At 40.9% G+C, this 16641-nt stretch carries 10 protein-coding genes and 1 rRNA gene; 5 read left to right on the top strand and 6 right to left on the bottom strand.

Annotated features, from left to right (window positions below; translation table 11 throughout):
• Positions 1 to 205: 205 nt before the first annotated feature.
• The 4 genes from ABOO_RS00060 (at position 206) to ABOO_RS00075 (ending at position 6050) form a co-directional block, all read left to right on the top strand.
• Positions 206 to 3150: ribosomal RNA gene (locus ABOO_RS00060) — 23S ribosomal RNA — on the top strand.
• 21 nt (positions 3151 to 3171) lie between these two features.
• Positions 3172 to 4212, top strand: a complete 1041-nt coding sequence (locus ABOO_RS00065) for a class I SAM-dependent methyltransferase (protein ID WP_008085383.1) — start codon at positions 3172 to 3174, stop codon at positions 4210 to 4212.
• Between the two features lie 24 nt (positions 4213 to 4236).
• Entirely contained in the window at positions 4237 to 4959 is a 723-nt protein-coding gene (locus ABOO_RS00070; protein ID WP_012997018.1) for a hypothetical protein, read from the top strand.
• Positions 4920 to 6050, top strand: coding sequence for a transglutaminase-like domain-containing protein (locus ABOO_RS00075; RefSeq protein WP_008085452.1), 1131 nt, complete (start codon positions 4920 to 4922; stop codon positions 6048 to 6050). The genes ABOO_RS00070 and ABOO_RS00075 overlap by 40 nt, the downstream gene beginning before the upstream one ends.
• Here the strand turns inward: ABOO_RS00075 and ABOO_RS00080 are convergent.
• From ABOO_RS00080 to ABOO_RS00095, 4 genes are read right to left on the bottom strand one after another with little or no spacing between them, the layout of a single operon-like run.
• On the bottom strand, positions 6047 to 7018 hold the full coding sequence (locus tag ABOO_RS00080) for a hypothetical protein (RefSeq protein ID WP_008085392.1): 972 nt from the start codon (positions 7016 to 7018) through the stop codon (positions 6047 to 6049). The two genes, ABOO_RS00075 and ABOO_RS00080, sit on opposite strands and share 4 nt — an antisense overlap.
• Before the next feature lie 4 nt (positions 7019 to 7022).
• Positions 7023 to 7229, bottom strand: coding sequence for a hypothetical protein (locus ABOO_RS00085; protein WP_008085388.1), 207 nt, complete (start codon positions 7227 to 7229; stop codon positions 7023 to 7025).
• A 34-nt stretch (positions 7230 to 7263) separates the two neighbouring features.
• Entirely contained in the window at positions 7264 to 7680 is a 417-nt protein-coding gene (locus ABOO_RS00090; protein WP_008085554.1) for a hypothetical protein, read from the bottom strand.
• Positions 7681 to 7714: 34 nt separating this feature from the next.
• A complete protein-coding gene (locus ABOO_RS00095; protein ID WP_236614188.1) occupies positions 7715 to 8293 on the bottom strand; it encodes an HVO_0476 family zinc finger protein in 579 nt (192 codons plus the stop codon).
• A 109-nt stretch (positions 8294 to 8402) separates the two neighbouring features.
• Between ABOO_RS00095 and ABOO_RS00100 the strand changes: the two genes are divergently transcribed.
• On the top strand, positions 8403 to 12104 hold the full coding sequence (locus tag ABOO_RS00100) for a sialidase family protein (RefSeq protein ID WP_008085395.1): 3702 nt from the start codon (positions 8403 to 8405) through the stop codon (positions 12102 to 12104).
• A 16-nt stretch (positions 12105 to 12120) separates the two neighbouring features.
• Here the strand turns inward: ABOO_RS00100 and albA are convergent, their stop codons facing one another.
• Together albA and ABOO_RS00110 are read right to left on the bottom strand one after the other, a co-directional pair.
• On the bottom strand, positions 12121 to 12393 hold the full coding sequence (albA, locus tag ABOO_RS00105; protein ID WP_008085422.1) for a DNA-binding protein Alba: 273 nt from the start codon (positions 12391 to 12393) through the stop codon (positions 12121 to 12123).
• A gap of 81 nt (positions 12394 to 12474) precedes the next feature.
• Positions 12475 to 16554: an efflux RND transporter permease subunit gene (locus tag ABOO_RS00110; protein WP_008085535.1), complete on the bottom strand. Its 4080-nt coding sequence runs from the start codon at positions 16552 to 16554 to the stop codon at positions 12475 to 12477.
• Positions 16555 to 16641 lie beyond the last annotated feature (87 nt).

The raw sequence follows: 16641 nt of genomic DNA on the forward strand, positions 1-16641 counted from the left end.
TGGTGCCTCCACTTTACTAAGGTGCTCCATATGCATCAAAAATAAATCTTAAATACCCAAAAAATAGTAAGGCGTTAGCCTTAAATATGAGTTCACTATACATCTCCTTGCGCTTTTGGTATGCACTCGATAACGCGGTTATCGGGGAAGGGCTTAGATCCTCAGGATCAATGAGGCCAATCATACGCACTCCGGCATAATGGACTGGAAGGTAGCACCATTAAGCCGTCCGGGGAATGGCTTGGCTCGGGTGCCGAAGAAGGACGTGCCCAGCGGCGATACGCCACGGGGAGGCGTATGGAGCCTGAGATCCGTGGATCTCCGAATGGGACCTCCTGGTCGTTAAGGCGGCCACTCCCTCATGGGAGGGGGAACCCGGGGAATTGAAACATCTTAGTACCCGGAGGAGAAGAAACCAATAGGGATTCCGTGAGTACCGGCGAGGGAAAACGGAATAGAGCAAACCGAATCCTTTTCCGAAAGGAGAAGGAGATGTGGAGTTGTGGGACCTGATCCAATGCCTCCCAGGCGAACCCGAAGTCCTCTGGAAAGAGGCGCCGTAGAGGGTGAAAGCCCCGTAGGGGTAAGTCTGGTGGCTATGAGGTCGGGTATCCCGAGTACCGTGCCTTGGATATGGCGCGGGAATCTGGGTGACATCAGGCATCCAACTCTAAATACACCCCGAGTCCGATAGCGAACTAGTAGGGTGACCGAAAACTGAAAAGTACCGCGGAAGCGGGGTGAAAAGAGCCTGAAACCGGGCGGCGACAACCTGATGGGGCGAGAAAGGGTAGAAGTTCCGTAGCTGGAATGGACCGTCGTCCCATCGTCCGTGTTGAAGAACGGGCCAGGGAGTTCCGTCCGTCGGCGAGGCTAAGCGCGAAGGCGCGTAACCGAAGCGAAAGCAACATGCCCGCAGCCCCGCAATGGGGTCAGGGGCGGGGTGCGCTCGCCCGGAGTCGGCGGAGGGAGACCCGAAGCCGGTCGATCTAGGCCTGGGTAGGTTGAAGCCTCTCGAAAGGGAGGTGGAGGACCGAACCGGTGCTGACGTGCAAATCGCTCGGTTGACCTGGGTCTAGGGGTGAAAGGCCAATCTAGGCCGGCATTAGCGGGTTCCCCCCGAGACTGCCCGCAGGTAGACCTTCCCGGAGGTAGCCGGTGGGGTAGAGTTACTGATTGGGTGCCCAGGGACCGAAAGGACCCAGCACCCTTTCAAACTCCGAACCTGCCGGCGCCGTAGAAGGGAGGAGCTAGGGTCGTCGGGATAAGCTTGACGCCCGAGAGGGAAACAACCCAGAGGTGGGTTAAGGTCCCAAAGTGCCGGCTAAGTGTCATGGAAAGGGCGTCCATGGCCTAAGACAGCGGGGAGGTTGGCTTAGAAGCAGCCACCCTTTAAAGAGTGCGTAACAGCTCACCCGCCGAGGTCATGGGCCCCGAAAATGGACGGGACTAAGCCGGCCACCGAGACCCACCGCCGCCGAGAGGCGATGCGGTAGGGGGGCGTGCCGCGGGATGAGAAGCGTCTGCGTGAGCAGGCGTGGATCGCGCGGCATCGCGAATCCTGGCGGGAGTAGGAGCAAAGAGCCGTGAGAATCGGCTTCGCCGTAGGGGCTAAGGGTTCCTCGGCAACGCTCGTCAGCCGAGGGTTAGGCGGTCCTAAGGTGCACCCCAAGTGGAGTGTACCGAATGGGAAGCCGGTTAATATTCCGGCCCCGTGGGTGTTCCGCCCAGCGGATGACGCTTCGGGCTAGGCCAAGTACCGTCGCCGCGGTATCTAAGCGTTGAAACTCCTGGAGTTCCGTAATGGAGAGAAGGGAGTGAAGACGTGATGGGCCCTCCTAGGGGGGGTTTGGCTGATGCCTGGAGCCCGTGAAAAGTCCGTTGGGGTCAAGCCCACGACCGTACCAAGAACTGACACAGGTGCCCCTGGGTGAGAAGCCTAAGGCGTGTGGGACCAATCGACCCGAGGGAATTCGGCAAATTAGCCCTGTACCTTCGGAAGAAGGGGTGCCTACCTCGAGAAGAGGTAGGTCGCAGTGACTAGGGGACTCCGACTGTTTAACAAAAACATAGGTCGGTGCAAGCCCGAAAGGGTGTGTATACCGGCTGAAGCCTGCCCAGTGCCGGTACCTGAAACCCGGGTACAACCGGGCGAAGGGCCGGTAAACGGCGGGGGTAACTATGACCCTCTTAAGGTAGCGTAATACCTCGCCGCTTAATTGGCGGCTTGCATGAAGGCTCAACGAGGGTCCCACTGTCCCCGGGTCGAGTCCCCTGAAACCGATGTACTGGTGCACAATCCAGTCTCTCCCACGTGAAAGCGAAGTCCCTGTGGAGCTTTACTGCAGCCTGCCGTTGCGGTATTGTTGGGGATGCAGAGGGTAGGCGGGAGCCGTCGAAGCCACCTCTCCGGGGGTGGTGGAGGCGCCGATGGAACACCGCCCTTCCTCAGCGGTACCGCTAACCCGCGCTGCGGGGACACCGGTAGGTGGGCAGTTTGGGTGGGGCGCCACGCCCTCGATAAGGAAACAAGGGCCCCCAAAGGTCGGCTCAGGGGGGTCAGAAATCCCCCGTAGAGTGCAAGGGCAAAAGCCGGCTTGACTCGGATCCGCACAACAAGGGTCCGAGATGGGAAACCAGGGCCTAGCGAACCACCCAGTCCTCACCGATGGGGGCGGGTGATAAGAGAGAAGTTACCCTAGGGATAACTGAGTTGTCTCCGGCAAGAGTTCACATCGACCCGGAGGCTTGCTACTTCGTTGTCGTCTCTCCCTATCCTGGCGGTGCAGCAGCTGCCAAGGGTGGGGCTGTACGCCCATTAAAAGGGATCGTGAGATGGGTTCACTACGTCGCGAGACAGTAGGGTTGCTTTTCCGTGGGAGTGTTCGGCGTCTGAGGGGAAGGAGCCTCTAGTACGAGAGGAACGGGGCTCCGCGGCCTCTAGTCTACCGGTTGTCTGGCAAGGCATTGCCGGGCAGCCACGCCGTAGCCGATAAGTGCTGAAAGCATCTAAGCACGAAACGGCCCCTGAAACGAGACGCCGTTGAGGGCACCCCTAAAAGAGGGGTTTGATAGAGCCCGGGTGTAAGCACCGAGCCTTCGGGCGAGGTGTTCAGCCCGTGGGTCACTAACGCCCAAAGCTATCTTCCAGTCCATGCTACAGGAGTGCGTATGATTGGCCATTCAAAAATATTTTATTTGGCCTTTCATTCTTCATTTGTGCCCTATGTAATCAAGGTTAAGAAGGAAAATGCGGAAAAAATGAGAAAATGGCTTTTTAAAAAAAAGATTTTGAGTGATGAATGGAAAATAGTACAGGAAGGAGATTATATTTATTTTCCACTAAGAGAGAAAATTGATGGCTCCGTATGGATCGATTTACCAAAGAGAGATAGAAAAAAATCCCCTTATGAGAGAATTGTTAATAAGATAGGCAAAGAGATTGAAATTCCAAACCATTGGGAGAAAATAGGCGATACTGTGATTCTTCAAGAATTCAAAGATTGGAAAAAATACGGGTATGAAGTGGGTAAGGCATTTGCCGAGGTGTTAAAAGCAAAAACCGTTGTGATATATCATGGAACTTATGGAGAATTTAGAGAGCCAAGAATTACAAAAATATTTGGAGAGAGCACAGAAACTATTCATATTGAAAATGGAATTAAGTACAAACTGGATATTGCAAAAATAATGTTTTCATCAGGAAATGTAGATGAAAGAATAAGAATGGGAAAAATTGATGCAAGGGACGAAATAATAGTGGACCTCTTTGCAGGTATCGGATACTTTACTTTACCCTTAGCAAAGTCCGGAAGAGCAAAAAAGATATATGCATGTGAGAAAAATCCAATTGCATACAGATACCTTTTAGAAAATATAGAATTGAACCAACTTGAAAATATAATTCCACTATTTGGAGACAACAGAAACATCTCTCCATTAAAAATAGCCGACAGAGTTATTATGGGATATATCCACACCGAACCTTTTCTTGGCATAGGATTCAAAGCATTAAAAAAAGAAGGGGGAATAATACATTATCACAACACCATAACAACAGAGGAGAGAGATTGGAAAATGGAGAATGAGTTAAAATTCTATGGAGAAAAGTATGGTTTTAAAATAAGTATTATATCCAAAAGGGTTGTTAAATCTTACGCACCCCATATCTGGCATGTTGTAATAGATGCAAGAGCCACTCCAAAAAATTAAGTAATGAAAAAGGCATAATGCCTTATGGCCGATATACCATTTTACATTGCTACCATTGTTGGATTCGTTCCATCATTCGCTCTCTTGTACATTTATTGGGGAAAGTTAGAAGGTTTATTCCATGAGAAAAAAATGTTTTGGAACTACTTTATAGGATGGATAATGGGGGTCATAATCGCTATATTTTTCCTCATCTCTAAATATTCTGTTGGAGGTTATTTAGATCTTTCCATAATATTCGTAATATTTTTCGCCCTATTCACCGAGAGTTTCAAATTTATATACTTGAATTTTCCAAAAAAAAGAGGGAACTATGAACTTCCGTATTTCGGTTTTGCCCTGGGTCTAGGAATAAGTGCGATATGGGCTGTGGCTATCGTGTATCAATATTTAAAATACGAGCAACTAAACGAGATAAATTATGTCATCGCCATTGTGTCCCTATTTCTATTCTCAATGGGGCTATCAGCCATTCACGCATCGACAGGTGCCATTATAGGGTATGGGATATACAAAGGTGAAAAAGAGAGATTTTTGCTCAAAGCTTTTGCCCTCCAAATTATATTCAATTTCACATTACTGCCTTTAATATGGAACCTATATCCTCTTTATTATTTCTTCGGCATATTCATAGGCATGCCTTATCTTTACTCTAAAGTTTATAAAGGAGTGTTGATTAATGTAATACCAAAGGAGGTTAAAAGAAAATGGCTAAAGGAAAGGAGAGAAAGAGGGGAAAGATTGTAGGAAAGGCAATAGCAATCTCAGTGTTCTTGCTCTTGCTTTACATAATGATGCCCACGATAAACGGATTAGTTAAGAATCCACCATCCTTTGAAAGCTATGCCATTCCAAAAGAAATGACCTTCAAATTTGAGAGAATAATAACCATAAATGCTGTGGGAAATTACACATTAAATCTAACTATACCTCAAAACAATCAATTTCAAAATGTGAGTGTTGAAGACCTTTCTAATCTCAAAAAAAGAGTAGTTAACGAATATAATAGAACTGTGTGGAGCTATCCATTAAAGAATGACTCAAAAATCAAACTTGTGTATCAAGGCAAAGTTTTAGCCAAGGTATGGAACATAAAAGATAGTTTAGATGTGAATGCCATACCGCAGTCCTTAAAAAGGCAGTACAATCATAATGAATCTCTCATATATTATGATGAAAAGGAGCATACTTATGTTAGAGAGATAGTGATAGACCCATACGAATTCAGGGATGTGGCTAAAAAACTAACTCAAAACGATACAAATGTTCTAGAAAAACTTAGGACAATTTATAATGTAATTGTAGATAATTTTCATTATGTTAGCGAGAGAAAAGGACTGCCGAGCAGCGCGGTAGAAACTTGGAATAGAGGTGATGGTGATTGCGATGAGTTATCCTTTGTGTTTGTTTCAATGGCTAGAAGCTTGGGTATACCCGCCTGGGTAGAATACGGTCTTGTTTACACCCAAGGTACCTGGAGTCCCCATGCATGGATTGGTACTGTTGTACCTACAAAGAATGGACTTGTGAAAGTAAATATAGATACCACCGTGGAAGTTGGGAGAGAGAATCTAGGACTTGGATTTTTGATAAGAAATGCCGATAGAATCGAAGAATGGCAGGATGATGGTAATAGTACACATTTGAATTCTTACTACACATTTATAAGAGGATACTATGAAAATTTACATTACACCGAGCAGGTAAATGTATTCTATTCCAATCAAACTGGAAAAATAACCATACCTATTGAGGGAACACAATTTCCGTCTTGGCTGATAATGACAATACTTGCAATCATAATAATAGCAGTTTTCATAATAATAATTAGATTTTAATAAATCTTTCCCTTCATCGTTGCACCAGTGACAGCGTTGATCATAATCATTCCGCCTTTTCCGCTCATAATCCACACAGGAAGATAGTATAATCCCAAAAAATTCGTTTTTACGCTTCCTTTTTTAGGTCTTGTTTTTCTTTTCTCAATTATTGTAACATTCTCCCCCTCAATTTTCACTTCTTCCTCTTTAGAATACTCTTCCTCCAAACTTTTCTCTGCAATCATCTTGGCTTCTTCAAAATCAATTTTTGGCTCCATTTTTCTATGCTCAATATCCAATCGTGTAACCGTTTCATATCCCCTCTTCCAGAATTCTCCTTTACCATTCAACGCATTAAGAGCCAATACACCTTTGACCGCCTTAGTTTGTATAGTGCCCTCAATTAAAACTTCCAAAGAGTAATCAAAAACATAATAGGGCAAGAGGACAAGTTCCTGAGTGAATCCATGCACATATTCACGAGCTATTCTATCAGCTTCTTGAGGAGATATTGCGGGCTTGATTATCCTCTCTTCACCATCTCCAACTTCCTCCAAAAAAATGGGTATAACATCCTCATCCTCACTCTCGAGCTCCTCAAAGTCTTCAACCTCAACATCTTCCTCCTCCAAAATATTCAACTCCTCAAGCTTGTTGCTCTCGTAAAGTTCAATTATAAGCTCTCCAAGAACACGGGCAAATTCTGCCCTATTCAATAACTCAATACCCAATTTCTCTGCCATTTTACGAGCATCTTGGGTGCATTCTTTAATACATATTATGGTTTTAGAAGCATGTACCTGCTCTGTATTTCTCGCAAAAGAGAGAACATAATCACCATCTACATCCTCATTTTCCTCAAGATAGATAAGCTCAAGACCTTCTTCATGGCGAACCCAGATATAATCATAAGGCTCCCTATCCAACACCTCTATGCCCTTCAATGCGAATATTTTCTTCAGCAACTCCCTTAAATCCACCACCATAAATCTACATCCTCTTATTAATGATTTTCCCAAATTCATTGAGCAGAATTCTAAAGTCTGTTTTCAAAGTGCCTTGCGAGCTCTCTACCTTTTCTTTCAATATGCTCAAAATTTCATTTTCACTCTTATTTTTATTCTCTTCAACAAATTCTTTCAACTCTCTTAAATTGGATATATAAGGTACAACATTTTCAAAAGCTTCTTCAAGCATAAAACAAAAAAAGGATGATTTAATAAAAACCTTTCTACTGAGGTGGTGGGGGTGCCTGGGGTGGTGTGCTGAATTCTGAAGAGGTCTTGAGTTCATTAACTTCTATGAATACTATGAGCAATAGCACCCCAACAATTACCCCAAAGACGAGGGTCAAGACCATCCAAGTTATCAAAATATCGTAAAATTCAGAATATCTCCTCTCTTTTACCATGCCCACAAACTCATCCATTCTCATGTAAGCCATCAGATTTATTATAGCCGCAATTATCCAGTATATTGCACCAAACAGGCTAGACCATGCCCCATAGACCAAGGGCCAAGCAGCCCCAGCTGCAAGCAAAAATCCCAAAATACCCATAACAAGAGCCAATATCTTTGCGATATTCAAGAGTTCTAACATAGATTTAACTTTACTTGATTCTCCAATAACTGGCATATTTCCACCCATAAATGTGTATAAATATGACACTATTTAAATTTTCTTAATACTCCCTTACCTCTCTGATCTCCTTAGCATATATTCTCACTATGTCCCTCGCAAGGGCTCCACCCCTCATCACGAATCTTTCCTTAGTTTTTATCTTGTGGATCACTGCGTGCATTTTCTCAACATCTATTATATCTCCCACATAGAACTCTTCATCTGGATGTGCTATTATTTCATAAGACACCGTTTTTGAACCCCTATTTACCGAGATTTTAACTACTACTTTATCAAATCTCTTTGCCCACAGGGTATCAATATCCTTAACCTTAGCACTCTTTACCCTCTTACCATCACTTTCGATAGCGGTTATTTGAGAATTTATCCCATCCACTTTAACTTCATCGCCGACAGTTATTATATCCTCCTCCAACTTGCTTATTCTCTTAACTTCAGATTTATCCCTCCAGCTCCAAATTACCTTAACATCCACCATTTTTTCATCCTCAAAGAATTTCTTGTAAGTGTATCCACAATTGGTACATTTTAAAGTATATTCAGTCCCATTCTTTCTATATTTTACACTAAGAACCTTCTGCTCAACTTCTCGATTGCAATTCGGGCATAAGAGTTTCATAATTCTGTATATCCTTTCCATTGTAAAGCTTTGCCTTGTTTCTTTATATTGAATGAATTTCCCAAATTTATGAGGAAATAATTTATATAAGTCCCCCATAGACTGCCTCGTGCTTAGAGATGCCTTGGAAAAGTATGGATTGAATCGCGATGATATTGATGCCCTAGTGGCTAATTTTAAAAGTGTAGAGGATATTATTAATGCGGAGCCTTCGCAAATAAGTTCCATATCCTCACTCAATACTGATGAGGTAAAAAATCTTCAAAAATTCTTGAAAGGCTTGAACTCCAAAAATGGAGTTGGTCATGATTTCTTAAAAAGGTGGGGAAAGGTTACCTCTGAGGAGGATTTGAAAGCTGCGTATGAAGAATACACTAGGCTCTCCAAATTGTATCCAAACTCTCCTGTTGTTTGGGAAATCCGCGGGGATATCCTCGAGAAGATGGGCAGCTTTAAAGATGCAAGAAAATCCTACGAGAAGGCATATATGCTCTATCTCAAAAAGGGAGAAGAGCCACCTGTGAAATTGAAAAAGAAGTTTGGCTCACAGCCAACAATTACTCCAAAGAAGGTGGGGCTCTCAAATGGGTTTGGTAATATAAACGGGTTTAAGAATGGTTTTAAAAACGGCATAGTAAACGGGACTGGAATAGTAAATGGCACAGGTGGAGGAAGAAAAGCACCACAACAAAAGGGATGGAAAGTTTTAATCTCCGTATTAATAGTGTTTCTCATTATCTCAGCTCCCCTGGTGGGAATGATATTTTTCGAGAAGCATTATGTTTATGCAGTTGACGGTAATTTCCAGGAATGGGTTGAAAATATACCCTATTATGGACTGAAAAGTGAGGATAAAAGCATAAATGTGAATTTTGTAAAATTCCACATTTCTACGGGAGGCATATACTTTTACCTAGATGCAAACAAGAATCTATTTACAAATGCCAGCGGAATATACATATTTTTAGATACAGATAACAACTCTCACACGGGATATCTTGTGGAAGGGATCGGTGCAGATTACATGGTTGAGCTCTATGGATGGAATAGGACTTTACAGGGAAAAGAACTGTACAAATTTAATGGAACAAACCAGCTTGATTTCAATAATTTCACCTATATTGGTGGAATAAAGGCAATAGATAGAAATGGGCAGATTGAAGGATTTATAAACTTGCAGGTAAGCGGATTCAGGAGTTTTGTGATTTCCTCGGACTATAAAGGAATACAAGCAATCGTACCCTGTATGGACTATGGAAAGCATACATTCATCGCAGAAGAAAGCACGCTAACCAATTTGATTCCGTTATATCAAAACACACCTCTTCTAAAAATCAACATAATTGGAAAAAATATTAGAATTCATAGAATAGTTCTTGAGGATATGGGAAATGCAGAGCTCTCTGCCATAAAAAGCATTGAACTGTATGAAGGAAATAAAAATGATTCTTTTGGCTCGTGGGACAAATATGTAGCAAGTGCAAATATCAAAGGTAAAAATGTTGAATTTAATAACTTAAATCTGGATTTATCTTCCAATTCCACATTGTTTATAACCGTGAAAATTGAAAATGCATCTCTCTCAACCAAGACATTCATGCTCAAAATTAACACTATAGAGGCAAATATGCCTTATTACATTGATAATGATATATCAGGTGGTGCATATATCAACAAGATCCCATCACATCCAGTTATCGATGGGGCTTTTGCAGATTGGAAAAATTACTTAAGAAATGACTCGTCCAATGATGTTATAGCTCCAAATGGGAAAATAGTAAATGGCTATCCAAACATAGATTTGCTGCAATACGGAGCTTATAATGCACAGTACCTTTACATGTTTCTAAAAGTTCGCGGTAAGATACTAGGAGGTGCTGATGTACCCAAAATAGAAGTATTTCACCTTCCTGATAGCGATGGAGATACAGTACCTGATAAATATGATCCTTACCCCCATGATTTTAACAATGATGGCATCCCCGATAACGAAAGCTATGTAATTGTCAACGGGACAAAATTACCAGATGTTGATGGTGATGGCATACCTGATTACCCATACGGACCAGATATGTGGCTTAATACTACCATACCATCCTGGTTCCCCAAGCCCTATGCAGGTCGTCAAGTTCATCGCTATATAGGTCCAGTACCTCACAAGGTTATAAAGGGGATGGATACAATTGAGATTTACATAAATTCAGATAATAATACTCATACTGGCTACTCTTTGCCAAAATATCCAATAGGGGCTGATTACAAGATAGAGATGTTTGGAAAGGATGGGATAGTTTACAATGCATCTCTCTACAATTACTCTAACGGCAAATGGATATTCGTAAAGCATATCTCACCAAAGCTTGGATACCACGCAATGGAACTCAACACGGGAGTGGAAACGAAGAATAGTAAAGAATACATATTCATCTTTGACTGGCGCAACGATAAGGATGTTGCGGATGTGCCTCTGGAGCAAAGTAAACAAAGTAAAAATACATTAAAGGTGCACAAAATCAGTTTTCATACAAATCTAACTACAAAAACATTTACAGCATCTTCAATAAGATCCATAAAGCCAAAATCATTAGGCACATTAACCGCTTCCCAACTTTCATTTGGGAAGGACGTTAAACTTCAAGTAAAAAATTCAAATAGGAGATACGAAGAGCGCCCTTCTATTACAATTACTAGTAATGGTACCCTTTGGACTGTTTGGAGTTTTGAAAGGAAAAATGGTGCCCATGATATAGCTCTTGCATATTCTACAGATGATGGAGCTACATGGGCAGGAGAGAGGTTAAATGCAAGTAGAAATTATGATGATGCAAACCCTATCATTATAAGTGATTCAGAGGATAATTTATACATATTCTTTGAAAATCACACCAAGCAAGGAGCTTCATTTCAAATTCTAAAACTTACACCATCTTCTTCAACTTGGAAACTCTATTCCTATACTAACTCGTCTTGGTGGGGTAATGTATATAATTTATCAGCTTATTCGTATTCCAACTATATTTATCTGGCTTTTGAATACCATAATAGTTCTTCAAATTCATCTCTAGGATACATGTATACCTCTAATGGGGGATATTCTTGGCATGTTATCATTTTCAATAATACCTATTGGACTGGTCATCCTTCTATAACCATATCCTCAGGAACAAATTCTCGTGTGTTTATTGCATTTGACTACTATGGAGATAATGGACTCTTCAACGAATATCAATGGTATGTATCAGTTATAAACAATAGTTATTTAGGAGACAATAATTGGAAATTAAACGAAATAACTCAATATGAATTTGATAATTGCCAATACCCATCCATTGCAGACTCCGGAAACACTATTTATGTGGTATTTCAAGAAGAGTTCTCAAGTGAAGATTACGATATATATATTACAACCTCTACAAATAACGGTAACTCTTGGAGCTCACCTTGGCCAGTAACATTAAGCTCTGATGATGAGGAATATCCATGGGTGGTTGCCTATGGCCAAAATGTATATGTTTTCTATTTAGATAACACCACCGGATATATTTCAATAATTGAATCAAATGATGGAGGTCAAAGTTGGAGCAATCCAATCACAGTAAGTGATAATGGTACAGGAATAAGCGTATATCGCACTGTCTCAGCAATGTATGCCGGTGGAAAGCTCTATGTTGTTTGGACAGATTCTAGAAGCGGTAATGGAGATATATACTTCGACAAAACAGAAGTGCCAGAATTTCACGACTTTGCAATACTTATAATCCCGTTGCTTGCAATAATAGTAATTTCAAGAAGAAGAAAGAATAAACAATAAAAATAAGGGGGAAGGATTACTCCCTCTTCATCTCTATTTCGATGGAAGAGACATTTGTTTCTCCTTTCTCGCTCTGCAAGCTCTCTGTGCCTATCTTTATTTCTCCATACTGCAAGCTTGGTACAAAGCGGTTGCGGACAATTTCTGCAACATCAACGGCCTTACTTATGGCCTTTCCTCTTGCCTTCAAAATCACAGTGTTCACACCACTGTTAAACTGTGTCACAACAGCGAGTACATAGTTCATTGTTGGCTTCTTTCCTACGAATACAACGTTTTCTTCTGCCATTTTTCATCGCCTCCTTATTTTCTGGGTATTTGAGGAATAGGATTTCTCTATTTATATTTTTCTTTGAAAAAAAGGAAGAAATCAGAGTTTGTTTCTTTTCTCCCTCCATGATGCCCACATATATAGGAATGTTGGAAGTATGAACACTGAGAGAACAAAGCTGTATAGAATTGAGAGTGCGGCAATTTCCCCAAACTGCTGTATTGGAGGCATTGAAGATAACATCAAAGTTCCAAATCCCGCCATAGTGGTAGCAGCAGCACCGAATATAGATGTACCAGTATGTCTAACCGTTTTCTTCACTGCATCTTCTATGCTCTTCTCTCTCTCCCAATCTTCCAAGAATCTGTGAGTTATATGAATTGCATAGGTAATTCCAAGACCTATCGTCAAAGAGGTTATGGTAACTGTTACTACATTGAAATTTATGCCCAAAGCATACATGCTTCCAAGAAGCCAGAGTAGAGCTAACACAACAGGAATCGATGTTATTAATCCAAGAATCCAGCTCCTTTTCTCGTACAAGAACACTATTGTAAGGACTATTAGGGATGCAATCACCGTTATCATCAGAGAGCGCCATTGGCTACCCTCTAGCATATCAAGAATGTGGAATGTGAGAAGATTTGTACCAGTGGGTATGGCCTTCAATCCCGCATCTTTCAGAGGCTGAATATCCTCATCTATCTCTTTCGTAAGTATCTTATTTTCCTTGTCGTTGCTTGCAGAGCTGCGAATTATGATGAGCATTGAATCATATGTGCCATTGCTCTTATGAAGTATTGATTTCCCATTTGCGTTCTCGTACAGCCAGTCATATATTGCCTTGATATTTTTATCTGGTAAACCATCTCCATTTGTATCGTTACCACTCACCATCTTCGCAAATGTGCTATTCTTCTCTTTCCACTCAGAGATAAGAGTAGTAATGCTTGAAGATTGAGAATAATCAACATAATCATCATCTTTCAGATTTTGCATGGTTGCCTGGACTGCTTTCAAAGCCGAAGGTGAAGTGATATTTCCTTCAATGAGAACATAATTATCACTCATTCCAGAGGCGTTAAAATGATCCATCATAAAGTTTATAGTATCAGTTATCTCTAAATTCTGCGGTAGAAAATCCTTCAAATCAAATGTGGTGTTAACATTCATTCCTCCGTAAATAGCCACGCCACTTATGAGCAAAACTGCCGCGATAACTGCAATTCTGTGATGCTCCGCTGCCATTGCACTCAAAGCCATAAATTTATTCAGTACTATAAGTCCTGAGCCCTCTCTTTCTTTCTCTTTCTTTATCTTCAATTTTCCCTTCTTTTCTCTGCGTTCATCAATAAGTATTTTCATCGCCGGAATCGCTGTTGTGAATATTACGAACGCGCCAAATATACCTACAGCATTCATTATTCCAAAATCACTAACTGGAGGGATAGGCGAGGAAACATTTGAAAGGAACGCTATTATTGTAGTGATCGTTGCTAAAATAAGACCCATCCCCAAATGAGTTATCATCTCGTTCATGGCATCTCTTACCTTTCTACCCTTTCTCAGTTCTTCTCTATAACGCAAAATAGTATGTATGGCATAATCTATACCCAATCCAACCAAGAGAACCGCTACAGTGGTGCTTATCTGATTGAAGTTGTAATTCATTATAACTCCAAATCCATATGCCCAGGATATGGCCATCCCCAGACCCAGTATACCAAGGAGTGTATCAACTATGCTTCTGAATGTTATGAGAAGAATGACAATAACAAGTATTATCGCTATTGGAAATATGACATTCATCGTTTCATTGGAGGTCTTCTCCGTTGCCTGTGAAATTAGATAAGTACCCATTACCATAACTTTGCTAGAGATATCCGATTCCTTTGCTATGCTTTCAACTCTCTCCTCTAAAGCTTCCATTCTCTTACTATGCTGGGCATCACTCTCTCCGGGTAATCTGGTGTCATTGAGCATAACGATGAGCATTGCTGCCTTCGCAGTTTTACCATTAAAATCTTTAGAAAACATAGTTTTTAATTGTCCTGAGAATCTGTGCATCATATAGGTAAATCCACTCATATGCGGCAAATTTGAAGATAAGGAATCTAGGGCATTAGAAGCCGCAGATATATTCGCGTGAAGTTGCGTATACATTTTGAGCATGTTGCTAACATTATAGTCCCCAGTGGTGGAATAAACAAACTCCATATTATTTACTAACTTTTCTATATCGTTTGCAAAACTGCTCATGTTGGCACTTGCATTTTCCACTATTGGTATTGTGGAATTAACGGTATTCATAAACTCTGATGCATTGTAATTTTCAATGCTTGAAACAGTTTTGGTTATGTCTTCATAACTCATATTTTTGAGTATATTCTTTTTCTCCGCATATGATGGATTTAAATTAGGCAATTTGATACTTGGAGAGGAGGGCATTGAAGGCATCTCTCCTTCATATCCCTTTCCTATTTTCATCATTCCCATTATGGTTAGGTACATACTCTGTATCTCCTCTTTATACTTAGGAGCGACATTGGAATCAAAAGCATGCTTTAAAGAATAAAATATCGTAAAATCACCCATATTCCCTCCTTGAGCTCCTTCATTCATCATTTGAAGGGTGAACACAAAAATATTCATAGCGTAGTCTGCCACATTTGAGTTGTACAAAACATAATCTAAATCAGAGAGCATCTGTGTGTACCAGCGATAGTATGGTGTGTCCATGGCACCCATAGCATTCTCTATAAACTCCTTCTGCTTCTCCAACTCCGCATTAGCATTTTTCAAATATCCTATGAGATACTCAATATGTGCAGTTGTATTTCCTACAGGAGCATAATTTATTTCCATCTTTATACTCGTTAAAGAATTATTAAGCATAATGGCTCCTTGATAATTCTGCAAGAATCCCTGCACCGCTGGAAGCGTTGAATTTGCCTCGTATAAAAGATCATAAGATATGTAATTGCTCTGTGTCCACTGATTCAATGTATCATACAAAATTTGTAGCATATTTTTAAACTCTCCAGAAGATATGGTAAGCATAGCAGATGTATTCTCTTTCAAACTCTCTACATCCTGTGGTGTCAGTGTTCCCATTTTGAAATCGTAGAGAAACTTTGAGAGTGAATTGTTAAATGAATAATAATATGGGTACGCAAAAGACATATGGGCAATATTCGAAGATACACCTTCAATCGTTTTATTCATTATGTATAAAGCGGTGGCATTGTCCCCACTCATAATACTACCTTTCACCATATTCAAAGCATTTATAAGCTGATTATTTCCATCTATGGCTGAATTTATAGAGGAGAGCGAGTAATCCAACGAACTTTCCGTAAAAGTATTTGTGAGAGAGAAATAATGCACAGAGATACTCTTATTCTCCAAGCTCATATTTGAAAGTATATCCTCCACAAAATATTTGAACAACGGATTCATACTTTCATTTCCGAGTGTTGAATTTCCCAAAGGAGGAGTGAGCATAGTCAATACCTTCGATTTTACAGAGAAATTATTAGATTGGGTAAGCACATAGGTCAAATTCTGCAAAAGTGGCTCAATCTTACCCATACCAGTTTCATTTGAAGATGGTTTAGAGAACATCAAAAGAACTATGTCTTTTGCATCATCTCTTATATCTGTAGCATTTTCGTAAATATCCCTGTAATCACTCATAACAGAGTTCATCATCCTCATGGGTATAAGGGCAACTGTGAAATTAAGACCCTTCATCTCAGCGCTCATATTTTTAAGCAATTCAGTAAGTTTATTTTCAAAATTAAGAGTTATATTACCCATTATAATGATATCCGCGGGGGATATTATACTCTCGCTCGGAGAGTTTGGAGTTCTCAAATTCTTGGATATAATGCTATCATTTTGCAAATTCTCCTCAATTGTAAGCATATCCATCAAGGATGATTTAGAAAGCGTGTTATTTGATACAACTATAACCTGAACAATATCCGTATCACCGAAATTCTCACTCACTTTCATCTGGGCCTTAACCATTTCATCATTTGGAAGGAAAGTACTAAGATCTGCACTCATCTGCATCTGGGCAGTATAGAATCCAAATATGGATGTTATGAGAAGTATTACTATTATCGTAGCCACGGGCCTCTTACTTACCAAATTTCCAAGAGCTCTCAACTCCATGCCAACCACCTTATTGAGAGTATTTAGAGCAGATATTTAAATTTTTGGAATTACATAACCAAATTTATCAATATTTTTAACTTATAA

It is taken from the genome of Aciduliprofundum boonei T469, from assembly GCF_000025665.1.
GTDB lineage: Archaea > Thermoplasmatota > Thermoplasmata > Thermoplasmatales > Aciduliprofundaceae > Aciduliprofundum > Aciduliprofundum boonei.